The 22,680-nt window shown below is 73.0% G+C and carries 18 protein-coding genes; 5 read left to right on the forward strand and 13 right to left on the reverse strand.

Features of this window, described 5'->3' with window-relative positions; translation table 11 throughout:
* Window positions 1–111 precede the first annotated feature (111 nt).
* From ACFYNO_RS21830 to ACFYNO_RS21840, 3 genes are all read right to left on the reverse strand, one after another.
* Window positions 112–1,200, reverse strand: coding sequence for an aldose epimerase family protein (locus ACFYNO_RS21830; protein ID WP_388014726.1), 1,089 nt, complete (start codon window positions 1,198–1,200; stop codon window positions 112–114).
* 224 nt (window positions 1,201–1,424) lie between these two features.
* Window positions 1,425–1,748, reverse strand: a complete 324-nt coding sequence (locus ACFYNO_RS21835; RefSeq protein ID WP_388014729.1) for a hypothetical protein — start codon at window positions 1,746–1,748, stop codon at window positions 1,425–1,427.
* Window positions 1,745–2,560 carry a phytanoyl-CoA dioxygenase family protein gene (locus ACFYNO_RS21840; protein WP_388014732.1) on the reverse strand — a complete coding sequence of 272 codons (816 nt, stop codon included), beginning with the start codon at window positions 2,558–2,560 and terminating at the stop codon, window positions 1,745–1,747. Before ACFYNO_RS21840 ends, ACFYNO_RS21835 begins: the two co-directional genes overlap by 4 nt.
* 122 nt (window positions 2,561–2,682) lie before the next feature.
* Here ACFYNO_RS21840 and ACFYNO_RS21845 point away from each other — a divergent pair, with 122 nt between their 5' ends.
* Entirely contained in the window at window positions 2,683–3,486 is an 804-nt protein-coding gene (locus ACFYNO_RS21845) for a helix-turn-helix domain-containing protein (RefSeq protein ID WP_388014735.1), read from the forward strand.
* Here the strand turns inward: ACFYNO_RS21845 and ACFYNO_RS21850 are convergent.
* Both ACFYNO_RS21850 and ACFYNO_RS21855 read right to left on the reverse strand, forming a co-directional pair.
* Window positions 3,473–5,701 carry an alpha-L-fucosidase gene (locus ACFYNO_RS21850; protein WP_388014738.1) on the reverse strand — a complete coding sequence of 743 codons (2,229 nt, stop codon included), beginning with the start codon at window positions 5,699–5,701 and terminating at the stop codon, window positions 3,473–3,475. The two genes, ACFYNO_RS21845 and ACFYNO_RS21850, sit on opposite strands and share 14 nt — an antisense overlap.
* 225 nt (window positions 5,702–5,926) lie before the next feature.
* On the reverse strand, window positions 5,927–8,890 hold the full coding sequence (locus ACFYNO_RS21855) for a glycoside hydrolase family 2 TIM barrel-domain containing protein (protein ID WP_388014741.1): 2,964 nt from the start codon (window positions 8,888–8,890) through the stop codon (window positions 5,927–5,929).
* A 230-nt stretch (window positions 8,891–9,120) separates the two neighbouring features.
* On the opposite strand from ACFYNO_RS21855, the gene ACFYNO_RS21860 reads away from it, so the two are divergent.
* Window positions 9,121–9,486 carry a bleomycin resistance protein gene (locus ACFYNO_RS21860; RefSeq protein WP_388014744.1) on the forward strand — a complete coding sequence of 122 codons (366 nt, stop codon included), beginning with the start codon at window positions 9,121–9,123 and terminating at the stop codon, window positions 9,484–9,486.
* Window positions 9,487–9,527: 41 nt separating this feature from the next.
* Here the strand turns inward: ACFYNO_RS21860 and ACFYNO_RS21865 are convergent, their stop codons facing one another.
* Both ACFYNO_RS21865 and ACFYNO_RS21870 read right to left on the reverse strand, forming a co-directional pair.
* Window positions 9,528–10,310 carry a GNAT family N-acetyltransferase gene (locus ACFYNO_RS21865; protein ID WP_388014747.1) on the reverse strand — a complete coding sequence of 261 codons (783 nt, stop codon included), beginning with the start codon at window positions 10,308–10,310 and terminating at the stop codon, window positions 9,528–9,530.
* Window positions 10,311–10,619: 309 nt separating this feature from the next.
* A complete protein-coding gene (locus ACFYNO_RS21870; RefSeq protein WP_388014750.1) occupies window positions 10,620–12,113 on the reverse strand; it encodes an arabinofuranosidase catalytic domain-containing protein in 1,494 nt (497 codons plus the stop codon).
* A gap of 495 nt (window positions 12,114–12,608) precedes the next feature.
* Between ACFYNO_RS21870 and ACFYNO_RS21875 the strand changes: the two genes are divergently transcribed.
* Window positions 12,609–14,093 carry an endo-1,4-beta-xylanase gene (locus ACFYNO_RS21875; protein WP_388014753.1) on the forward strand — a complete coding sequence of 495 codons (1,485 nt, stop codon included), beginning with the start codon at window positions 12,609–12,611 and terminating at the stop codon, window positions 14,091–14,093.
* A gap of 129 nt (window positions 14,094–14,222) precedes the next feature.
* Here the strand turns inward: ACFYNO_RS21875 and araA are convergent, their stop codons facing one another.
* From araA to ACFYNO_RS21905, 6 genes are all read right to left on the reverse strand, one after another.
* Window positions 14,223–15,731 (reverse strand): L-arabinose isomerase, encoded by a 1,509-nt coding sequence (gene araA / locus ACFYNO_RS21880; RefSeq protein ID WP_388014756.1) that lies wholly within the window; start codon window positions 15,729–15,731, stop codon window positions 14,223–14,225.
* 10 nt (window positions 15,732–15,741) lie between these two features.
* Window positions 15,742–16,413 carry an L-ribulose-5-phosphate 4-epimerase gene (locus ACFYNO_RS21885; protein ID WP_388014759.1) on the reverse strand — a complete coding sequence of 224 codons (672 nt, stop codon included), beginning with the start codon at window positions 16,411–16,413 and terminating at the stop codon, window positions 15,742–15,744.
* Window positions 16,410–18,122, reverse strand: a complete 1,713-nt coding sequence (locus ACFYNO_RS21890) for a ribulokinase (RefSeq protein WP_388014762.1) — start codon at window positions 18,120–18,122, stop codon at window positions 16,410–16,412. The genes ACFYNO_RS21885 and ACFYNO_RS21890 overlap by 4 nt, the downstream gene beginning before the upstream one ends.
* A gap of 516 nt (window positions 18,123–18,638) precedes the next feature.
* On the reverse strand, window positions 18,639–19,634 hold the full coding sequence (locus ACFYNO_RS21895; protein WP_388014971.1) for a LacI family DNA-binding transcriptional regulator: 996 nt from the start codon (window positions 19,632–19,634) through the stop codon (window positions 18,639–18,641).
* Window positions 19,635–19,793: 159 nt separating this feature from the next.
* Window positions 19,794–19,922 carry a hypothetical protein gene (locus ACFYNO_RS21900; RefSeq protein WP_388014765.1) on the reverse strand — a complete coding sequence of 43 codons (129 nt, stop codon included), beginning with the start codon at window positions 19,920–19,922 and terminating at the stop codon, window positions 19,794–19,796.
* 54 nt (window positions 19,923–19,976) lie between these two features.
* Entirely contained in the window at window positions 19,977–20,675 is a 699-nt protein-coding gene (locus ACFYNO_RS21905) for a GntR family transcriptional regulator (protein WP_388014768.1), read from the reverse strand.
* 123 nt (window positions 20,676–20,798) lie between these two features.
* On the opposite strand from ACFYNO_RS21905, the gene ACFYNO_RS21910 reads away from it, so the two are divergent.
* Together ACFYNO_RS21910 and ACFYNO_RS21915 are read left to right on the forward strand one after the other, a co-directional pair.
* A complete protein-coding gene (locus tag ACFYNO_RS21910; RefSeq protein WP_388014771.1) occupies window positions 20,799–21,644 on the forward strand; it encodes a hypothetical protein in 846 nt (281 codons plus the stop codon).
* A 126-nt stretch (window positions 21,645–21,770) separates the two neighbouring features.
* On the forward strand, window positions 21,771–22,565 hold the full coding sequence (locus ACFYNO_RS21915; RefSeq protein WP_388014974.1) for an NAD-dependent epimerase/dehydratase family protein: 795 nt from the start codon (window positions 21,771–21,773) through the stop codon (window positions 22,563–22,565).
* The last annotated feature ends 115 nt before the right edge of the window (window positions 22,566–22,680 follow it).

A 22,680-nucleotide genomic window follows, 5' to 3' on the forward strand; every position in this document is an offset into this window, starting at 1 on the left:
AGCCGAGCCGCCCGCACCCGCGAACCAGTGCGACCCGCGTCCCGCCGCCCCCGCCCCGCCACCGCCCGGGGACCGCCCGAGGACCCACGCCGGCGGTACGACCGGCGGCGCTCACTGGGCCGAGAAGCGGTACACCGTGGTCGAGCGGTACTCCTCCCCCGGGTTCAGCAGGGTGGAGGGGTACTCGGGGTGGTTGGGCGAGTCCGGGAAGTGCTGGGTCTCCAGCGCGATCCCGGCGTGCGCGCGGTACGGGGTGCCGTAGCGGCCGGTGAGCGAGCCGTCGAAGTGGTTGCCGGTGTAGACCTGCAGGCCCGGTTCGGTGGTCAGGCACTCGATCCGCCGGCCGTTGCCGGGGTGGCTCAGCACGGCGACCTGCCGCAGGCCGGCGCCGTCGAGCACCCAGTTGTGGTCGAAGCCGCCGCCCGCCCGTCTGAGCTGCGGGTGGCCGGCGGCGATCCGGCCGCCGATCTCCCGGGCCTCGCGCAGGTCGAACGGCGTGCCGGCGACCGGTGCGGGGGCGCCGAGCGGGATCAGGTCGCGGTCCACGGGGCTGTACTGCTCGGCGTTGACCTGGAGCAGGTGGTCGAGCACCGACGAGCGGCCCTCGCCCGCGAGGTTGAAGTAGGCGTGATTGGTGAGGTTGACGACCGTCGGGGCGTCCGTGGCCGCCCGGTAGTCGATGGAGAGGTCGCCGTCCGGGCCGAGCAGGTAGGTCACCTCGGCCGACACGGCTCCCGGGAAACCCTGGTCGCCGTCCGGGCTGTGCAGCCGCAGCCGGACGCCGACCTGCCGGCCCGCGCGGACCAGCGCGCCGTCCCAGAGCCGGGTGGCGAACCCGTCCGGTCCGCCGTGCAGGGTGTGCCCGGTGGGCTGGATGGCCAGCCGGTGCACCCGGTCCCCCAGGGGCAGCATGCCGTGCGCGATCCGGTTGGCGTACCGGCCGACCGTCGCGCCGAAGTACGCGGCCTCGCCGAACAGATCGGGCACCTCGTCGCTGCAGAGGACGACGTTGGCCCGCATCCCCTCCCGGTCCGGCACGTGGACGGCCTGCAGCCGGGCGCCGAGGCTGAGCACCTCCACCGTGACGCCCTCCGGGAAGCCGAACGTCCAGCGGGTGATCCGCCGCCCGTCCGGGTGTGCTCCGGCGATCTCCTCGGTGACCTTGGGTTCAGCGGCGGATTCGCGTGTGTATCGCGACACGGGACACTCCGTTCGGCACTGTGCGGAAAGCGAAACGCCCGCCCTGGGGGCGGGCGTCGTCGGTTCGGGGTCGGTGGGGCGCCGGTTCGGTCCCGGCGGTCCCCGCCACTGGCGCGCCCCCGTCCGGGGCAGGGCGGGACACACCGGCGGCGGGATCGCGATGCCGAGAAGTTCAAATCCCAACTATCGCGCAAGCCTGATTGTTAACGCTCACAATGGTCCTGTCAAGTCAGCTGGATCTTGCCGCTGTCAACCATCCGTTCGAAGAGGAATTCGTGCTTGAGGAAGGAGACGTCGTACTCGTGGCCCGGGTACGGCGGGATCAGCTGGGCCGCCTGGAAGAGCCGCCAGCCGTCCTGGAGCGCCGCCACCCCCGAGCTGTAGGGCGGCTCGTCGCTGTCGCCCGTGGTGGGCGAGGTGCGGCCGGTGCCGTCGTACAGCGACCAGCCGACCACCCAGGAGTCGAGCGCCGAGTCGGACAGGTAGAGCACCAGCACCTGCTGACGGAGCGCCGTGCGCTCCTCGGCGGCCGGGTCGGTGGTGGTCATACCGCGGCCTCCCGGGGGCGGTTGGAGACCCTGGTCACCCAGTGGTCGAGGTCGAATCCGTGGTCGCCGGTCAGCTCCCGCCAGAGCAGGATGCGGTTGTACCGCTCCAGTCGGCCGGTCGCCTGCTCGTACCAGGGGAACATCACGTCCAGCTCGGCGGCCACCCGCGGGTCGGCGAGGTCCGAGGTGTCCCAGAGGCGCTGCTGGCGGACCCTGGGGTTGAACCGGATCTTGTACATGTAGCGGAGCGTGTCGCTGTCGTTGCGCCGGCCGCCGTGCCAGAGGCCGTGGTGCAGAAACACCACCGTCCCGGCCGGGCAGACCAGCCGGTCCTGCCCGCGCAGGTTCTGGTAGCGGCCGGTGTCCGTCTCGTTGATCCGCCGCAGGTGGCTGCCCGGCACGCTGAGCGTGCCGCCCATCTCCAGCGTCACCGCCTGCGGGTAGTACATCAGCTGGACGTCGAAGGCGTCCGGCCGGACGTCGATGATGGCGTCCCCGTGCAGCGGCTGCGCCGCACCGCCGCGGGGCTCCCGGGTGTGCACGTGGTGGTGGTCCACCCACGGGTCCGGGCCCACCAGGCTGTACAGGGCTCCCGCCACCTGCGGCAGTTCCAGCAGCCGGCGGACGAAGGAGCCCTGCGGGTAGGCCTCGGAAACCGGCGTCCCGTACGGCACCGACGGCACCCCGTCCGCCAGCACCGCCAGGCCCTCGGCGTTCAGCTCCGCCGGGACCACCGCGTCCAGCCGCAGCGAACCGCGCGCGACGAAGCGCGCCATCCGCACCGAATCGAGCAGTTCCATCCTGTTCTCCATGACCGCCACGCTAGGTCCGGCCGCCGCCCCGCCGCGTGGGCCGCAGTCACCCTCCGCTGGTCGATTTCCACCATCCGCCGCGCCCTCGCCGGCCGCCGGCCGCCGTGGTAGAACCTGCGACCATGCGCTCAGCACTCGCCCGTCTGGACGAGCCCCCGGTCCTGGCCACCGTCGGCATCGGCGTGCACGGGCTGGCCGGCCCGGTGGACGTGTTCTCGCTGCCCGAGCTGTGGCAGCTCCATCTGTACGGCTACCAGGCCGAGTTGACGGTGGACGGCACCGAGCACCCGGTCCGCCCCGGCACGGTCAGCCTGGTGCCGCCCGGCGCCGAGGTCCGCTACCGCTACCGGGGCCGCTCCCAGCACCTCTACGTCCACCTCCGGCTGGGCTCGGCCGGCGCGCCCCGGAGCATCCCGGTGGTCCAGCAGGCCGGCGCCGAACTCGACCTGCTCACGGCGCAGTTCCGCCAGGCGCTGGCCGCCTGGCCGCACACCCCGGCCCAGGCCACGGCCGAGGTGTGGTCCGCCCTGTGGCGGATCGCCGAGCTGGCCCCCGGCACCAGGCGAACCGCGCCGGCGGCCCACCCGGCCGTGGCGGCCGCGATCGCCCTGATCGAGGCGCGCCTGGCCGAGCCCCTGACGGTGCCGGAGATCGCCCGGGCGGCCGGCCTCTCCCACAACCACCTGACCCGGCTGTTCCGCAGCACCACCGGGACGACGGTGGTCGGCTACATCCGGGCCCGCCGGATGGCGCGGGCGCGGCACTTCCTGCGGGCCACCACCCTCTCCATCCCGGCCGTCGCGGCCTCCGTCGGCATCCCCGACCTGCAGGCGTTCAACAAGGCCTGCCACCGCGAACTCGGCGCCTCCCCGCGCGGCGTCCGCGCCGGCCGGGCGGTCGGGGGCCTGCCGGTCACAGAGCCGTGAAGGCCCACTGCAGGTTGGTGCTGCCGTCCCAGGTCCACTGCTTGGTCGGCGCGCCGGAGGCGACACCGCCGCCGCCGTCGAGGACCAGGCCGGTGGCGCGGTTGGCGATGCTGCAGTAGCCGTTGCCCCGGTCGGTGATCAGCCACTGCTGGGCGGTGCCGCCGTTCCACGGGTTCTCCACGGCGGCGGAGCCGTTGGCGGTGGCGCCCGCGCCGTCGGCGACCAGGCCGTTGGTGCGGTTGACCAGCCGGTAGTAGCCGGTGCCGAGGTCGACGGCCTGCCACTGGAGGTTGGTGCTGCCGTTCCAGGTCCACTGCTTGAGGCCGGAGCCGGCCGCGACGTTTCCCCCGCCGTCCAGCACCAGTCCGTCGGTGAGGTTGGTGATCCGGAAGTAGGCGGCCGGGTTGAAGGTCACCTTCAGCGAGACGATGGCGTCGTTGTTCCCGCTCGGCCGCAGGTCGGCGCTGTCGCTGGTGAAGGTCCAGGCGGTGCCGGTGAGGTTGTCGCCGGAGTAGCCGACCAGCTGGTAGCCGGGCGGGACTTGGAGCGAGGAGATGCTGCTGGGGGCGAGCCCGGCCGCCTGCAGTTGCGCCGAGGTGTAGCTGCCGAGGAGCAGCTTGGCGCCGGCACCGGAGTAGTCGACGTCCTGGTAGACGCTGACGGTGTTGCCCGGGCGCAGCTGCGGGATCGGGCCCGAGAAGCTGAGCTTGACCACGTAGGCCTGGGCGGGGAAGGGCGCCGTGGCCGAGGGCAGGGTCACGTGCAGGCCGGTCGCGTCCTGGGTGTGGCCGGTCAGGGTGGTGTAGGTGCCGGCGGTCGGACCGAGCAGCTGCACCGAGGCCAGGGTGCCCAGGTCGATCCGGACCGAGCTGAGGGTGGTGATCGGCAGGCTGCTGCCCGGCCAGCCCAGCACGGTGGCGTAGAGGGTGGTGCCGGCCTTGTCGCGGGTGAACCGGATGTCCTGCGGGGTGCCCGCGGTGGGCGTGGTGAAGGAGCCGCCGCCCATCTTGGTGGGTCCCTCACCGTAGACGGTCCAGGCCCGGGTGGCGTAGATGGACTCCCCGAAGGCCCCGAGGTAGGCGCCGATGCCGAGCAGCAGGTCCTGCTGGCCCTGCGGGATGGTGCCGTCGGCCATCGGGGCGATGTTGAGCAGCATGTTGCCGTTCTTGCTGACCCGGTCGATCATCGAGTGCAGCAGCTGCGGGAGCGTGTAGTAGCCGATGCCGGTGGTGTAGCACCAGCTGGAGCTGCTGATGCTGTCGTCGGTGAGCCAGTAGGGGCTGGTGATGTCGGCCGGGCCGCCGCGCTCGTAGTCGAAGACCTCGCCCTTGTTGTCGTAACCGTCCTTGTAGGTGGCGACCACCTCGGTGCCCCAGGTCTGCGCCTGGTTGTAGTAGTACGAGAGGAAGTTGAGGCGCTGCCCCTCGTCGACCTTCGACAGGTCGAAGTCCTCCCAGAGGATGTCCGGCCGGTAGCCGTCCACGACCTCCTTGAGCTTGTCGTACCAGAGCTGGTTCTCCGCGGTGGTGCCGAGCTGCCCGAAGAGCTTCTGCAGGGTGGGGGTGCTCTGCGCGGGGACGTGGTCGTAGTAGCCGTTGAAGTGGTACGCGTGGTGCATGGCCACCAGCAGCTTGAGGCCCTGGCCGCGGATGGCGTCGGCGTGCAGCCGGAGCAGGTCCAGGCGCGGGCCCCGGCCGACCGAGTTCCACTCGTTGACCTTGCTGTCCCACATGGAGTAGCCGTCGTGGTGCTCGGCGACGGGGCCCGCGAACCGGGCGCCCGCGGCCTTGAAGAGCCGGGCCCAGGCGACCGGGTCGAAGCCGCCGCCCGCGGAGGCGAGCTTCGGGGCGAACTGCACGTGGTTGCCGGCCTTGTCGTAACCGCCGTCGATGAAGTTCTGGTACGGCCACGCCGAGGGGTCGCCGAAGGTGGCGAGGTGGTGGGTGTTGACGTCGTCCCCGCTGATGTACATCCGGCGCGGGTACCACTCGTTGCCGTAGGCGGGCACGCTGAACGCGCCCCAGTGGAAGTAGATCCCGAACTTGGCGTCCTGGAACCACTCGGGGGCCGGGTTGTGCTGGTCGACCGAGGGCCAGGACGGCGTGTAGGTGACCGTCGCGGCCCGGGCGCCGGGCGCGCCGAGCACACCGGCCGCGGTCACCGCGGCGGCCACACCGGTGGCGCCGGACAGGAAGGTTCGCCTGCTGATGGGCATGAGCCGTCTCCTCGGGGTGGGGTGGAGTGTCATGCATATGCCAGAGCAGTCGACGCCCGACGCCCAAGACATGGGATCGATTCTTGATGCGCCGTTACTCGCTTGTCCAGAGGCGTGCCGGAACTGCCGAGAAGTGCCTGGTGAAGCGAGGCAGTTGCCGAACGCCGTTCGCCGCCGGCCGTGAGGCCCGCAGCGAACTCATCGCATTCATAGGATGTCTGACGGTCAGCCTGCGGACTCGGTGCGGGTGCGCAGCGTCACGCCGAACTCGGCGGGGGCCACCGCCAGGCGGTGCTGCGGCAGCACGTCCGGGCCGCAGGAGGCGGAGCCGATGCCGTGCTGGGCCAGGTCGAGGTTGACCCAGACGCGCTCGCCGGGGACCAGGTCGGTCGTGTGGCGGGCGGCGTCCAGCTGCTCCGTGGTCCAGCGGCGGGCCGTGAGCGCGAAGAGCGGCGCTCCCTCGACCCGCAGGGTCTCGCCGGAGGCCGCGGCGAACTCGGCCCAGCGGACGTCGATCCGGCTGCCGTTCTCCTGCGGGAGCACGTACGGGGTCTGCATCGCGTCCACCGAGCGGGAGTAGCGGCCGATCCGGGCCGCCTCGCGGGTGTCGGGGTAGGCCTCCCCCGGGCCGCCGCCGAACCAGGTGACCCGGTCCAGCCGTGCGGGCAGGCCCAGCCGGAGCCCGAGGCGCGGCAGCGGGCCGGGCCACTCCCCCTCGGGCCGCACGGCGACGGTCAGCCGCAGGCCGCCGCCCGGGGCCCCGTCCGCGGTCCACCGGTAGGTCACCGCCAGGCCGAGGCCGATCGCGGCGGCCGTCAGCCGGGTCCGCACCGTCAGCGAGCTGCCGTCGGTGGCGACTTCGTCGATGCGGTGGCGCATCCGGTCCAGCCCGATGCGCCGCCATCCGGCCGCGACCGGGGCGTAGGGTTCCCAGCTCGGCCCGTTGTCGTTGTCCGTGGGCGCGCGCCAGACGTCGAGCTGCGGGCCGTCCAGCTCGAGTCCGCCCAGCCGCAGCAGCCTGCCCGTGGCGGCGTCGAACTCGCCCGTGCCGAGCGTGATCCGCGCGCCGTCGGCGACGGGGGCGAGGCGGCCGGCCGGGGTGACGGCGGCCGGGGCCTCGGCACTCGTGGCGGGGAACTGGGTCCAGGCGACCTCGTGGCCCTGCTGCGCCCACTCCGTCGGCGCGGCGAGGCAGGCGCGCACCGTCCACCAGCGCTCGCCGGCCGGGAGCCCGTCCGGCAGGGCGGGCAGCTTCACCGCGGCCGACTCCCCCGGCCCGAGCGGCGGCACCTCGAGCACACCGGCCGCGGCCTCGACGCCCTCGCACTCCACGGTCCAGCCGAAGGCCAGGTGGTCCAGACCGGCGAAGTCGTGGCCGTTCGCCACGGTCAGCAGCCCGGTCGCCGCATCGCCGCTCAGCCGGACGGGTTCGATGACCTTCTTGTACTCCAGCAGCCCCGGCGACGGGCTCCGGTCGGGGAAGAGCAGGCCGTCGCAGACGAAGTTGCCGTCGTGCAGCTCCTCCCCGAAGTCGCCGCCGTAGGCGAAGAACGGCCGCCCGTCGGCGGTGCGCTGCGCGAGGCCCTGGTCGATCCACTCCCAGACGAAGCCGCCCTGGCAGCGCGGGTGGCGCTCGAACAGCCGCTGGTACTCCGCGAGTCCGCCCGGCCCGTTGCCCATGGCGTGGGCGTACTCGCAGAGGATGAACGGCATGGCGCGCCGCCTGGCGTCCAACTCCGGGTCCTCCAAGGGTGGTTCGGCACGGCGGCCGATGAGCTCCAACTCCTCGTGGGGGACGTACATGCGGCTGTACACGTCCGCGTCGCGGCAGCTGCGGTCGCCCTCGTAGTGGATCGGGCGCTGCGGGTCGCGCGCACGGATCCAGTCGGCCATCAGCCCGAGGTTGCGGCCGGTCCCGGCCTCGTTGCCGAGCGACCAGAGGATCACCGAGGGGTGGTTCTTGTCGCGTTCGACCATCCGGCGCGCCCGGTCGAGCAGCGCGTCGGCCCAGCGGGGGTCGTCGGACGGGTTGCCCCGCCAGCCGGCCCCCTCGAAGCCGTGGGTCTCGTAGTCGCACTCGTCGATCACCCACAGGCCGTAGCGGTCGCAGAGCTCGAGGAAGGCCGGGTGCGGCGGGTAGTGGCTGGTGCGCACGGCGTTGATGTTGTGCTGCTTCATCAGCAGCACGTCCGCCAGCATGGTCTCCGCCGGCACCGCGCGCCCGTGCTCGGGGTGGAACTCGTGCCGGTTGACGCCGCGCAGCAGGATCGGGCGCCCGTTGACCTTGAGCAGGCCGTCCTCGACCAGGACGGTGCGGAAGCCGATCAGCAGCGGCACCCGCTCGCCGGCGGTCACCAGCTCTCCCTCGTACAGGTGCGGGGTCTCGGCGGTCCACGGCCGGACCGGGACGACCGCCTCCGTTCCGGTGGCGACGTCGATCCCGAGCGCGGGGACCAGGACGCGCCCTTCGGGGGTGGCGGTCACCCTCAGGCTGCCGTGGCCGGTGCGGTGGTCGTAGGAGGCGTGGACGAAGTGGTCCGCGACCGATCCGGCCCGGCGGTGCAGCAGGGTGACGTCGCGGAAGATCCCCGGCAGCCACCACATGTCCTGGTCCTCCAGGTAGCTGGCGGCGGACCACTGGTGGACCCGCACGGCGAGCACGTTCCCGCGCTCGCCCAGCACCGGGGTCGCGTCGAACTCGACCGGCAGGCGGCTGCCGCTCGAGGTGCCCAACTCGCTGCCGTTGAGCCAGACCCGGAACCAGGACTCCACGCCGTCGAACCGCAGGACCGTCCGCGCCCCCTCCTCCGGTCCTGCCCCGGGCCAGCCGGCGGGCAGGTCGAAGAGCAGGCGGTGGTCCCCGGTCGGGTTCTCGGTCGGCACCCGGGGCGGGTCCAGCGGGATGGGGTAGGCGATGTTGGTGTACCAGGGGGAACCGTGGCCCTGGAGCACCCAGTGGGAGGGGACGGGCAGCTCCGCCCACCCGCTGTCGTCGTGCCCCGGCTCGGCGAACTCCTCCGGCGCGTCCGCCGTGGCGGACAGCCGGAACCGCCAGGTGCCGTTGAGCGAAAGCGCGGGCGCGTCCGACCGGTGCCAGGCCCGGGGCGCGAGGGCGTTCCGGCCGGGCGCCGGGTCCTCGTGCTCGTTCCGGCGGCGGGGGGCGGCAGGGCGAGGTAAGTACTCGGACATCTGTGAACGCTAACATTCACCGCTCGGCGCTTCAATCACGCGAGGCCTGAACGGGGTTGCACCATCCGACCGGGAGACCGGGAGAGCCGAGTGGAAGGTGACCGGCAAGCGGGACACGCCGGCAGCCCGTCGGTGCGCGGCACCGTGGTGGCGGGGATCGCCGGATTCGGGGCCCGGCGCTCCCTATGATCGAGTGGTCCCTGCGACAGCGGACCGGGAAGGGTGAGGGCATGGCCGACGGAGTGGTCTTCGAACGAGTGGAACCGGTGGTGCCGGTACGGGACTTGGCGGCCGCCCTGGACCGGTACCGCCGGCTGGGCTTCAGTGTCAGGGCCTACCAGGGCGAGGCCCGGTACGGGTTCGTCTCGCGCGGCGCCGTCACGCTGCACGTCTCGGAGTGGGCGGAGCACGACCCGAAGGTGTCGGGAGCGGTGGTCTACCTCTACGTCTCCGACAGCGACGCGTTGCACGCCGAGTGGGCCGCCGCCGACCTGCCCGGCCGCCTGACCGAGCCCACCGACACCGACTACGGCCTGCGCGAGTTCGGCTACGTGGACCCGGACGGCACGCTGCACCGGGTCGGTTCGCCGCTCTAGGGAGTCTCCTCCCGATCACACCGGCCGGTCGCGACCCGGCGTCAGCCCGACGAGCCGTCGAGCACCAGCTCCTCGAAGGCGGTCAGGGTGCGGAACCCGAGGCGCCGGTAGAGGTCGATCGCACCGGGGTTGTCGGCCCGGACGTTGAGGCCGATGGTGTCGGTGCTCGCGGCCAGCCGGCGGCACAGCGCCGTCACGCAGGCGGCCGCCGCGCCCTGGCCGCGCAGGGCGGGCAGGGTGGTGACGTTGCCGAGCGCGGCCACCCGCTGGTCGGCGCTGTGCGCGTGGATGCCGGCGGTGGCGATCAGCCGGCCGTCCTGGCGGATGCCGACGTAGTGGCCGGTGGCCAGCATCCGCTCGTCGAACCAGTTGCCGGGGTAGGCCTCGGCGAACAGTGCGAGCAGGTCGGCCAGGTCGCCGGGGCCGAGCGGGGCCGGGTGCCAGTCACCGGTGGCTCCGCTGAGCGAGGTCAGCGCCATCCGCAGCATCGGCACCCGGTGCGCTACCCGGTAGTCCGGCGCGAGCGCGTCGGCCGCCCGCTCCGGCAGGTGGGCGAGGAACCGCCTGGGGAGCACCGGCAGCATCGCCCGCAGCAGTTCGGCCACCCCGGGGGCGTGCGGGCCGGGCGCGGAGAGCAGCACCGTGGGCAGCTCGCCCACCGCGTAGAGCAGGGCCACCGGGCCCCGGTCCGCGAGCGTGTACCAGCTGGTGTGCGGCCACAACAGGTCGTCGAGGTCGCCGAGTTCGAACAGGTGTAGCGCGGGGGCGGTCCGGAACCGGGCCGCCAGGCCGGCGCGGTCGTGCAGGCTGGTCAACTGGGGCATCGCGCCAGCTTAGGGCGTGCCCTTCGGAGCGCGGCGCCCGGCCGGGGCCGGGACGCCCGCGCTCCCTCCCGGCCGCGCACCGGACCGGAATTCGCCCGCCGCCCGCGCGGCTCCCGTTCAGGCAGTGGCGGGAGCCGCACCGGCGGCAGGCCTCGTCCCGCTCCCCACCCTCGGGAGGAGCGGAACCCTGGGCCGCCGGCCGGAGGTGTGGGCCTGGGGGCAGTCACCTCGGGCCGGCGGAGTTCTCACTTGACAGCAAGAAGATTGTTAACGCTCACAATTGGGCTGTCAAGCCATCTGGCGTCGGCTTCAGCCGAGGGACCACTTCTGGTTGCTCTGGCCGCTGCAGGTCCAGAGCTGGGCGAGGGTGCCGTTGGCGGTGGCGGCTCCGGTGACGTCCAGGCACAGGCCGGACTGGACGCCGGTGATGCTGCCGTCGCCGTTGAGGTGCCACTGCTGGTTGCTCTGGCCGTTGCAGGTCCACACCACGACCTTGGTGCCGTTGGTGGTGCCCTTGCCGGAGGCGTCCAGGCACAGCTGGCTGCTGCCGCTGTAGACGGTCAGCTGGTCCGAGGAGGTGTGGGTCCAGGTCTGGTTGGTACCGCCCCAGCAGTCGTAGATCTGCACCTGGGTACCCGCCGTGGTCGAGGCGTTCGGCACGTCCAGGCACTTGCCCGCACCCACCGCATGCAGCTCACCCGTCGCACCGGCACTGGTGGAGGTGGTGTAGCCGGCGGCGGTGATGTTCGCCTGGACGGCGTTCTCGGTGGCGTCGCTCGGATAGCCGGAGGTCATCACGCCTTCGTAGAAGGTGCCGGCCGCGCCGTTGCTGTTGTCGCCGCCGATGCCGAGGATGATCGCGCCCTCCTTGTGCATCGGGTTGTAGCCGTTGACGTTGGGGCGCGGGCCGCTGTAGTCGGTGGCCAGGCCGCCGGACTGGGCGTTGCCGGAGCGGATCGCCCACTGGTTCGGCCCGCCCTTGACGATGGCGGTCAGGAAGCGGTCGTTGACGCTCGGGTCGTTGGCGTTGTAGCCGGCGTTGACCCCGGAGAACAGGCCGTTCTCCTGGTCCGCCATCACCCACGGCCCGTTGCCGGAGCCGTAGCCCCAGACCTTGATGTTGCCGAAGTAGATGGCCTCCATGGTGCCGTTGCCGTCGTCGTGGTTGGTGGTCTCGGCGTTGCCGTAGTCGAAGCAGCAGCCGCCGTTGTAGTGGCTGCCGTCCAGCACGGCGTACATGCCCTCCGGCTGGTCGCCGGTGGCGATGCCGTTGGTGTGGTCGTCGCGGTAGCCGGTGCCCTGCGGGATGAAGACGCCGTACGCCGCGTGCCCGCCGACGGTGACGGGCGCGGAGGTGGCGTTGGCGAGGTTGTCCGGGTTGGGGGCGGCACCGCCGCCGGGGGCCTGGGTGAGGTTGTTGCCCTTGCCCGACTGGTCGTAGATCACGGTGATCACGCAGCTGGTGCCGGAGCAGAAGGAGTCCTGCGCGGCCGCGTTGGCGTAGCCGCCCGCGGCCAGCAGGCCGATGTCGGCCGTGCTGCCGTCGGAGGCGCGCCGGACCTGGTAGAGCGGGCCGTTGTACGAGCCGTACAGCGCCCGGGTGGTGGAGTGCGCGGCCACGCAGGGCGTGCCGCCCGCCGCATAGAGGTCGCACGGGCCCTGGGTGGCGGCCTGGGCCGGCCCGGCCGCGGTTCCGGCGGTCACCAGCGCACCGAGCAGGATGACGACCGCGGCGCCCGCCCGGGCGGGCGTGGTGCTTCGCAGTGACCGCCGCAGGCGGCGCCAGACATGGGGGATTTTCATCCGGACTTCTCCCTGAAGCGCGAACGGGGGGTGGGGTGTTAGCGCTAACATCCTGGGCCCCGGGATGCCGGTCCACGGGGAGGACGTCACGGGAAGAGACGGTGCAGCGCGCCCGGCCGACTGTCAAGGGAGCGCGCAGAAAAGGGTTTTGGGCCCGGCGGGCGGTCGGACCGGCCCTGCCCTGGTCAGCGGCCGATCGGCACCCCTCGCCGGGGGTAGAACTTTCGAAATACCGCCGAAACTTTCAACCTCGTATTGACGCCCGGATCGGCCTGCGGCTTTCCTGGCCACGGGAGCCGACCCGCCGAGTGCCGTTGCCGGACGGCCAGCGCCGTTGCCGGACGGCCTGTGCCGCGCCTGCCGGCTCGGCCGCTGGGCGGTGGTCGCCGTTCCCACTCCCCCACACCCCTTTCCGTGCGCACCCATGAGCCGCCGGCCGTACACCGGCGACCTCGGCGTGCGCCCCCACCCGGAACGACCGCTGGAGGTCGAAAGATGCATCCCGAAACGGCGCGGAGGGCACTGCACCGTGCCCGCTCCGTCCTGCTGACCGCCGCCCTGGCGACCGCGATCGGCCTGCCGGCCGCGGCCACCGCCACCCCCGCCGCGGCGGCCGGCACGACGCTCAAGGCCGCGGCCGAGGCCGACTCCCGGTACTTCGGCACCGCGCTGACCGACGGCGATCTCGGTGTCAGCGGCGAAACCTCCATCGCCGGAGCTCAGTTCGACATGGTGACCCCGGGCAACGAGATGAAGTGGGACACCACCGAACCCTCCAACGGCAACTACAACTTCGGGCCCGGCGACCAGATCGTCTCGTTCGCCAAGGCCAACGGCATGCGGGTGCGCGGCCACAACCTGGTCTGGCACAGCCAGCTGCCCGGCTGGGTCAGCAACCTGCCCTCCAACCAGGTGAAGGGCGTGATGGAGTCCCACATCACCACCGAGGCCACCCACTACAAGGGCCAGGTCTACGCCTGGGACGTGGTCAACGAGCCGTTCAACGAGGACGGTTCGCTGCGCCAGGACGCCTTCTACAACGCCATGGGCAGCGGCTACCTGGCCGACGCGCTGCGCACCGCGCACGCCGCCGACCCCAACGCCAAGCTCTACCTGAACGACTACAACATCGAGGGCGAGAACGCCAAGAGCAACGCGATGTACAACCTGGTCGCCTCGCTCAAGTCCCAGGGCGTGCCGATCGACGGCGTCGGCCTCGAGAGCCACTTCATCGTCGGGCAGGTACCCAGCGACATGAAGGCCAACATGCAGCGCTTCACCGCGCTCGGCGTGAACGTCGCGGTCACCGAGCTCGACGACCGCATCCAACTCCCGGCCAACAGCGGCAGCCTGGCCCAGCAGGCCACCGACTACAGCACGGTGGTGAACGACTGCCTCGCCGTCACCGGCTGCGTGGGCGTCTCCCAGTGGGGCATCGACGACGGGCACTCCTGGATCCCCGGGACCTTCCCCGGCTACGGCGCGGCCACCATGTACGACAACAACTACCAGCCCAAGCCCGCCTACGGAGCCGCGCTGGCGGCCCTCGGCGGCTCCCCCGGCGGGGGTGGTGGCGGCGGCGGAACCACCGGTGAGCTGCATGCGGTGGGTGCGGGCAAGTGCCTGGACGTGCCGAACGCCTCGACCACGGCGGGTACCCAGGTGCAGATCTACGACTGCTGGGGCGGTACCAACCAGACCTGGACCCACACCTCCTCGGACCAGCTGACCGTCTACAGCGGCAGCAGCCAGCTGTGCCTGGACGCCTCCGGCAAGGGCACCACCAACGGCACCAAGGTCGTGGTGTGGACCTGCAACGGCCAGAGCAACCAGCAGTGGCACCTCAACGGCGACGGCAGCATCACCGGCGTCCAGTCCGGCCTGTGCCTGGACGTCACCGGAGCCGCCACCGCCAACGGCACCCTCGCCCAGCTCTGGACCTGCAGCGGCCAGAGCAACCAGAAGTGGTCCCTCGGCTGACCGGCTGACCCGGCCCCGCTGAGGGCCGTGGACGGGCTCGGGCGGCGCGGCGCAAGACGCCGTCCGGGCCCGTCCACGCGCGGGAGCTCCTGCTACGGGCTCCCGCGGACCGGGGGTTGTCGACAGCTCCTAGAAGCCCTGGGCCAGGCGGTGGTAGGCCTGGTTCCAGCGCAGCTCCCGGGTGAACCGGCGCAGCGTGGTGTCGGCGTCGATCACCAGCAGCTCCACGGCCAGCATCTCCGCGAGGTCGTCCAGCTCCTCGGTGCCGACCGCGCTGGAGAGCACGGTGTGGTGCGGGGCGCCGGCGGTCAGCCAGGCCTCCGCGGAGCCGGCCAGGTCGGGGCGGGGCCGCCAGACCGCCCGGGCGACGGGCAGGTTGGGCAGCGGTGCCGGGGGCTCGACCACGTCGATCTCGTTGGCGACCAGCCGGAACCGGTCGCCGAGGTCGGCCAGGCCGACCACCACGGCCGGGCCGGGGGCGGCGTCGAAGACCAGCCGCACCGGGTCCTCCCGGCCGCCGATGGAGAGCGGGTGGATCTCGCAGGAGGGCGTGTCGGCGGCGATGCTCGGGCAGACCTCCAGCATGTGCGCGCCGAGCACCAGCTCCTCGCCCGCCGCCAGGTGGTAGGTGTAGTCCTCCATGAACGAGGTGCCGCCGGGCCGGCCGGCGGACATCGCCTTGAGGGTGCGCAGCAGCAGCGAGGTCTTCCAGTCGCCCTCGCCGCCGAAGCCGTAGCCGTCGGCCATGAGCCGCTGCACGGCCAGGCCGGGCAGCTGGCGAAGCCCGCCCAGGTCCTCGAAGTTGGTGGTGAACGCCTTGAAGCCGCCCGCGTCCAGGAAGCCGCGCAGGCCGAGTTCGATCCGCGCCGCGTAGCGCAGCGACTCGTGCTGCTCGCCGTCCGCCCGCAGCTCGGGGGCGAGGCGGTAGCTCTCCGCGTACTCCTCGACCAGCTCGCCGACCTCCTTGTCGGAGGTCGAATCCACCGCTGCCACCAGGTCGTTGACGCCGTAGGTGTTGACCGAGACGCCGAACCGCCGCTGTGCCTCGACCTTGTCGCCCTCGGTCACCGCGACATCGCGCATGTTGTCGCCGAACCGGGCCAGCCGCAGGCTGCCGAGCTCGGCGCGACCGGTGGCGGCCCGGGCCCAGGCCGCGATCCGGGCGGTCACGGCCGGGTTGCTCACGTGGCCGGCGACGGTCTTGCGGGCCACCCCGAGCCGGGTCTGGATGAAGCCGAACTCGCGGTCGCCGTGGGCGGCCTGGTTCAGGTTCATGAAGTCCATGTCGATGGACTGCCAGGGCAGGTCGACATTGGCCTGGGTGTGCAGGTGCAGCAGCGGCTTGCGCAGCGCCGACAGGCCGGTGATCCACATCTTCGCCGGGGAGAAGGTGTGCATCCAGGTGATCAGGCCGATGCAGCGGTCCTCGGCGTCGGCCTCCAGGCAGATCCGGCGGATCGCCGCGTCGCCGGTGAGCACCGGCTTCCAGACGATCCTGGCCGGCAGCTCGGCGGAGTCCGCCAGCAGGTCCGCGATCGCCCGGGACTGCTCGGCGACCTGGCGCAGCGTCTCCTCGCCGTACATCTCCTGACTGCCCGTCAGGAACCAGATCTCGGGTCCCTCGGTGGTCCGGTTCACTGCTGGCTCCTTACTGGGCCGCGGGGCGCTGGCCGTAGACGTTCTGGTAGCGGAAGTTGAGGCTGTCGATGTCGGCCTGGGCGATCGGCAGGGGATCGCCGAGCTGGCGGGAGATGTGCACGGTACGCGCCACGTCCTCGCACATCACGGCGGCCTTGACCGCCGCCTTGGCGTCCTTGCCGATGGTGAAGACGCCGTGGCTCTTCATCAGGACGGCGGGCGAGCGGTGCCCCTTCAGGGTCTCCACGATCCCGCGGCCGATCGAGTCGTCGCCGATCAGGGCGAACGGGCCGATCGGGATCTCGGCGCCGAACTCGTCGGCCATCGCGGTGAGGACGCAGGGGACGGCCTCGCCGCGGGCCGCCCAGGCGCAGGCGTAGGTGGAGTGGGTGTGCACCACGCCGCCCACCTCGGGCAGGTGGCGGTAGACGTAGGCGTGCGCGGCGGTGTCGGAGGAGGGCGAGTGCCCGCCCTCCACCACGTTGCCGTCCAGGTCGCAGAGGATCATGTTCTCGGGCGTCAGCTCGTCGTAGGAGACGCCGCTGGGCTTGATCACCAGCAGGTCCTCGCCCGGGACCCGGGCGGAGACGTTGCCGGCCGTCCAGACCACCAGGCCGTAGCGCACCAACTCCTGGTGCAGGTCGCTGACCTGGCGGCGGATCGCGTCGATGGTCGTGGTCACGGTGCCTCGCTCGGGGCGGTCGGGGCGGCGCCGGCGGCGGCCAGCGCGGCGTTGCGGATGCGGCGCAGCCGGTGCAGCGCGCCGTCGGTGCCGAAACGGTCGTGCAGTTCGCGGTACTCGGCGTAGAGCAGGTCGTAGGCGTCGGCCCGGGCCGGGTCCGGCTGGTACACCGCCTTGCGCACCCGGCCCATCGCCGCCGAGGCGGTCCGCACGTCGGGGTGGGCGCCGGCGGCGACGGCGGCGTGGATGGCGGAGCCGAGGGCCGGTCCCTGCTCGGAGACGGCGAGCGAGACCGGGCGGCGCAGCACGTCGGCGTGGATCTGCATCAGCAGGGCGTTCTTGCCGAGCCCGCCGGTGACGATGTACTCGGTGACCGGCACCCCGCCCTGCTCCAGCGCCTCCACGATGACCCGGGTGCCGAAGGCGGTGGCCTCCAACAGGGCGCGGTAGACCTCCTCCGGGCGGGTCGCCAGGGTGAGGCCGACGATCACGCCGGAGAGGTCGTGGTCGACCAGGGTGCTGCGGTTGCCGTTCATCCAGTCCAGCGCCACCAGGCCGTGTCCGCCCACGGGTTGGCCCGCGGCCTTGCGGGTGAGCAGCTGGTGCGCGTCCTCGCCGGCGGCCTCGGCCTCGGCCAGGTAGTCGGCGGGCAGGCCCTGGCGCAGCCACCAGGCGAAGATGTCGCCGACGGCGCTCTGGCCGGCCTCGTAGCCGTAGCTGCCGGTGACGATGCCGTTCTCGACCACGCCGCAGATGCCGGGCACCTCGGCGAGCACGGGCCCGTTGACCACGTGGCAGGTGGAGGTGCCCATGATGGCGAGCAGCTGGCCGTTCTCCACGGCCCGGGCGGCGGGCGCGGCGACGTGGGCGTCCACGTTGCCGGCGGCGACCGCGATGCCCTCCGGCAGGCCGGTCCAGGCGGCGGCCTCGGCGGTCAGCGAGCCGACCCGGGAGCCGAGCGGGGCGAGCGGGTGCTCCAGCCGGGTGCGGGCGAAGTCGGCGAACCCGGGGTGCAGCGCGGCCAGGTAGTCCTCGCCGGGGTAGCCGCCGTCCTGGTAGATGCCCTTGTAGCCGGCGGTGCACGCGTTGCGGCTCTCGGCGCCGGTGAGCTGCCAGACGATCCAGTCGGCCGCCTCGATCCAGCGCTCGCACGCGGCGTAGACCTGCGGGTCCTCCTCCAGCACCTGCAGCGCCTTGGCGTACTGCCACTCGGCGGAGATCTTGCCGCCGTAGCGGGCGATCCACTTCTCGCCGCGGGCGTGGGCCAGGGCGTTGATCCGGTCGGCCTGCTCCTGCGCGGCGTGGTGCTTCCACAGCTTGGGCCAGGCGTGCGGGCGCTCGGCCCACTGGGCGGTCTCGGCGAGCGCGGTGCCGTCGGCGCGGGTGGGCAGCACCGTGCAGGCGGTGAAGTCGGTCGCGATGCCGATGATCCGGGCCGGGTCGATGCCCGCCGCGGCCACCGCGGCGGGGACGGCGGTCTGCAGCACCTCGCGCCAGTCGGCGGGGTGCTGGAGCGCCCAGTCCGGGGGCAGCGCCGCGCCGGTGCCGGGCAGCCGCTGCTCGATGACGGCGTGCGGGTACTCGTGGACGGCGGTCCCGAGCTCCTCGCCGTCCCGGACGCGGACCACCACGGCTCGACCGGAGAGGGTGCCGAAGTCGATGCCGACGACGTAGCTCTCCGGGTCCGGACTGGCAGGCGGCACGGTCACGTGATGGTCCTTCGCTTCGAGATTCGAGAGGAGTGCGCTGTCGCGGCCGGTCGCCGACGCGTCCCCGCGCCATCGCGGGGGTCGGCGACCAGCCGTCCGCTCCGCGCTTCCGGGGAAGGCGGAGCAGGGCCGCCGACGGCGGGAAGCGGGATCCGGTGCCGTTCGGCGGAGTCGGGGGCTGAGGTGGCCGGCAGCAGCCGGCGAACCGATTGTTAGCGCTAACAATTGGCCTGTCAAGACCTGTGTCCGACTGCGCGGCCACGGCTTGATCCGCCGTGGTCAGCGGGGGGTCGGCGCGGGGTCAGCGGGGTGCTCCGCGCCGGCGGGCGCGGCACCGCGCGGCGCGGAAGGGCGGCGTGCGGCGTCCGGCGCGGAGGGGGGGCATACGGCGTGCGGCGCGGAGGGCGGCGTGCGGTGGACAGCGGACGGAGAGCGGGGCGCCGTACGCCGGAGTGCCGCGCCGCACGGCCCCCACCGCGCGAACGCGCCGTCATGTCACGGTCCGGGCCCGCCGGTTCAGCCGCGGGCGGCGGGCCCTGTGCTGCGGCGCAGCACCGTCTCGGGCGAGATCCGGACCTCGGCCGGCGTCCGGACCGCCCGGCCGACCGTCAGTTCCGCGACGAGCAGTTCGAGGGCCCGCCGACCCAGCTCCCCGAAGTCCTGCCGCAGGGTGGTCAACGGCGGGGTGAAGTAGGCCGCCTCCGGGATGTCGTCGAACCCGACCACGCTGATGTCCCCGGGGATCGACCGGCCCGCCTCGTGGAAGGCGCGGAGCAGGCCGAGCGCCATGTGGTCGTTGGCACAGAAGACCGCGGTGACCCCTTCGGCCCGGGCGATCCGCAGTCCGGCCTCGTAGCCGGAGCGCGCGCTCCAGTCGCCGGTCTCGGCCTTGGGCACCTCGGCGCCGGCCGCCTCCAGGGTGGCGCGCCAGCCGGCCTGGCGGTCCTCGCTCTCCATCCAGCCCGCCGGTCCCGCCAGGTGGTGCACCGTGCGGTGCCCGAGGTCCAGCAGGTGCCGGGTGGCGGCCTCGGCGCCCGCCCGGTTGTCCACCGAGACCATCGGCACCCGGGCCTGGGCGCCCGAGCCGACCGCCACCACCGGCACCGAACTGGACAGCCTGGCGACCGCGCTGGTCGCCGAGGTCTGCGGCGCGATCACCACGACGCCCTCCACGCCCTGGTCGCGCAGCCGGTCCACCGCCTCCTGGACCGAGCGGGTGTCCAGCGAGCGCAGGCTGGCGACGCTGACGAAGTATCCGGCGCTGCGGGCCGCCCGCTCGAGGCCGTCCAGCATCGAGGCCGGCCCGTACAGCGTGCTGTCGAAGCTCACCACGCCGAGCGTCTGCGACCGCCGGGTCACCAGCGCGCGGGCGGCGGAGTTGGGCCGGTAGTCGAGCTCGCGGATCGCCGCCAGCACCCGCTCCCTGGTGTCGGGACGCACGTGCGGCGCGCCGTTGAGCACCCGGGACACCGTCTGGTGGGAGACCCCGGCCAGCTTCGCGACGTCCGCCATCACCGGCTGGCGCTGCTCCGTGCCGTCGGCTGCTGTTCCCACGGGCGCTCCCTCGTCGATGCCTGGACACGGCTGCTCCCAGGTCGGGGCATTCTATCGATGCGCGCGGATATGAGCGTTCACACCTGCGCGGCGGCCGGAACCGCCGCGCACCTTCGGTCAGCCGCCGGACTCCGGTGGCACCAGCCCGACCCGGTAGGCGAGGGCGACCGCCTGCACGCGGTCGCGCAGGCCGAGTTCGGCCGGGATATCGGCCAGGCGCAGGCCCAGTTCACGGGGGGTCAGCACCCGCACCACGTCCCGCCCCCGGGCAGTTCGCAAAAGGGGAAGCCCGACCGCCCGTCAGGAGCCGGGCGGCTGCGGGGAGTCGCCGGTCAGTGCGTCCGCGGTCCGGGTGAGGTGCCGGACCAGCACCTCCGCCGCGGTGTCGGCGTCGCGGGCCAGTGCCGCCTCCTCCAGCCGCCGGTGCTCCTCGATGCCGTCCCGTCCGGGCGTGCGGCGCGCCGACCAGCGCCGGGCCAGCTCGCTCGCGGTCCACAGCCGGTCGAAGGTCTCCAGCAGCACGGGGTTGCCGCACCCCTCCAACAGGGTGCGGTGGAACACCCGGTGGGCCTCGGCCCAGGCACTGCCGTAGTGCTCGCCCTCCCCGGGCAGGTAGGCCGGGGTGCGGGCCAGGCGGTGGTGGGCGGCCCGCACCCGCGCCTCCCAGTCGACGTCCCCGCGCTCGACGGACATCCGCAGCACCGCCGGCTCGACGGTCCCGCGGGCCTCCGCCACCTCCTGCCAGCGGCGGTCCGAGAAGGCCGGGAGGGCGAAGCCCCGGTTGGGCAGCCGGTCGGCGAGGCCCTCGCCCACCAGCCGGACCAGCGCCTCGCGCACCACGGCCAGGCTCACCCCCTGCTCCCTGGCGAGGTCCTGGGGCCGCAGGGGGTCGCCGGGGGCGTACTCCCCGCGCATGATCGCCTCCCACAGGTGCGCGTGGACCTGCTCGGAGAGCGTGCTTCCTCCGGGCGAGGACGGGCCGTGGGTCGTTCGAGTCATGGGGTGAGCATAGACAGCAGGGCAGATAATCGATTATCTGTCCTATGATCGATCGACACTCTCCGGGTCGGCTGCCGGCCCGGTCGCGTCATGCCTGCCCATCTCCCGAAGGGGTCAACCGAGATGCACCCTGACGCCGTCCGCGAGGCCGCCCGAGCTGTGAGCGCGGCCCACCTGTTCATCTACCTCGTCCCCGAAGCCGCCGAGGAGGCCGCCGAGTTCGGCGTGACCGACCGCGCGCCCAGGTACTTCGCCCTCCGGTCGGCCGCCCTTGGCGCGGTCCCCTGGCAGGTCACCCTCGCCGCCTTCTACAACTTCAGCCCGCGGGCCGTGCAAACCATGGTGGGCGTCTGGGACGCCGCCCCGCCCGCCCAGTGGCAGCAGGCCCGCTTCCGCGCGGCCGAGCGGGCGATGCGGCGCGTCGGCGTGCCCCTCACCGCCGACCGGATCGAGGAGGCGCGATCGCTGATCGACCCGGTCGTCGCCGGCGCCGACTACGCCGGCAAGGTCCTGGCGGCCGCGAACGCCTCCGTCCCGCTGCCCTCCGACCCGCTCACCGCCCTCTGGCAGCAGATCACCGTGGTCCGGGAGTGGCGCGGCGACGCCCACCTCGCCGTCCTGGCCGCCCACGACCTCGGCCCGTGCGACTGCCTCGTCCTGCACACCGCGACGGGGGGCCTCTCCGAAGCCCTCACCAAGGCCACCCGCCACTGGACCGAGGAGGAGTGGGCCGCGGCCGCGGCACGCCTGGTCGCCCGCGGATGGCTGACCCCCGACGGCGCCGCGGTCACGGAGTCCGGCCGCGCGGCACGGGAGCGGATAGAAGCGGAGACGGACGAGCACTGCACCGCCCTCTGGTCCCCGATCGGCGAGGCGGGCGCCCGCCGCTTCGCCTCGCTGATCGCGCCGATCGCCGAGGCGTTCGCTGCGGCGGGGACCTTCCAGGCCCTCGGTGCGGCCCGGCCGTGAGACGGCGCCCCGCCGGCCAGGAGGCTTAATTCACGCGGTCTCTGTCGACCCATCACGTATCGTCACGCCGAACCGGCCTGCCAGCCCGACCGGCCGGACGAGCGAGAGATGGAGATGCCACAGATGGTGAACCGACCCCGCCTGGTGCTGCTCACCGGTGCCGCCGGCCGTATCGGGAGCAGCCTGCGGGAGCTGCTGCCCGGCTACGGCTACCGGCTGCGGTCCTTCGACCTCCTGCCGGTGCCCGGGGATCCCGGGGCGATCACCGCCGACCTGCTGGACGCCGGGGCGCTGGCCGCGGCGATGGAGGGGGTCGACGCGGTGGTCCATCTGGCCGGGATACCGGGGGAGGCGCCGTTCGCCGACATCCTGGCCGCCAACATCGAGGGCACGTACCGGCTCTACGACGCCGCGCGGGCGGCGGGGGTGCGGCGGGTCGTGTACGGCAGCAGCAACCATGCGGTCGGCTTCACCGAGCGGCCCGCGGAGGGCGGCTCCGTGCCGGCCGATACCCCGCAGCGGCCCGACACCTACTACGGGGTCTCCAAGTGCTTCGGCGAGAACCTGGCCTCCCTCTACGCCGACCGGCACGGCATCGAGACGGTCTCGCTGCGGATCGGGTCCTTCGCCCCGGCGCCGCGCAGCGTGCGGATGCTCGGCAGCTGGCTCAGCCCAGGTGACTGCGCCCGGCTGGTGGACGCCGCCCTCAGCGGGCCGGTCTCCGGCCACACCGTGGTCTACGGGATCTCGGCGAACACCCGGGCCTGGTGGGACCTCTCCTCGGCCCGGGCACTGGGCTACCGGCCGCAGGACGACGCCGAGGCCTTTGCCGCCGGGCTGCTCGCCGAGCTCGGCGAACTGTCGGCCGACGACCCGGAGTTCCGCTACCTCGGGGGCAGCTTCACCCAGTCCGGGCGCTGATCCGCCCGGTGTGCGCCAGGTGGGTGGTCCGCGGCGGCGTGCCCGCGAGATGACCGGGGTCGGCGACGGAGACGGCTAGCTTCGTCCGTATTCCAACTTGTCGTACTTCGCGGGA

Origin of the sequence: Kitasatospora sp. NPDC006697, assembly GCF_042869935.1 — a bacterium.
Classification (GTDB): domain Bacteria; phylum Actinomycetota; class Actinomycetes; order Streptomycetales; family Streptomycetaceae; genus Kitasatospora.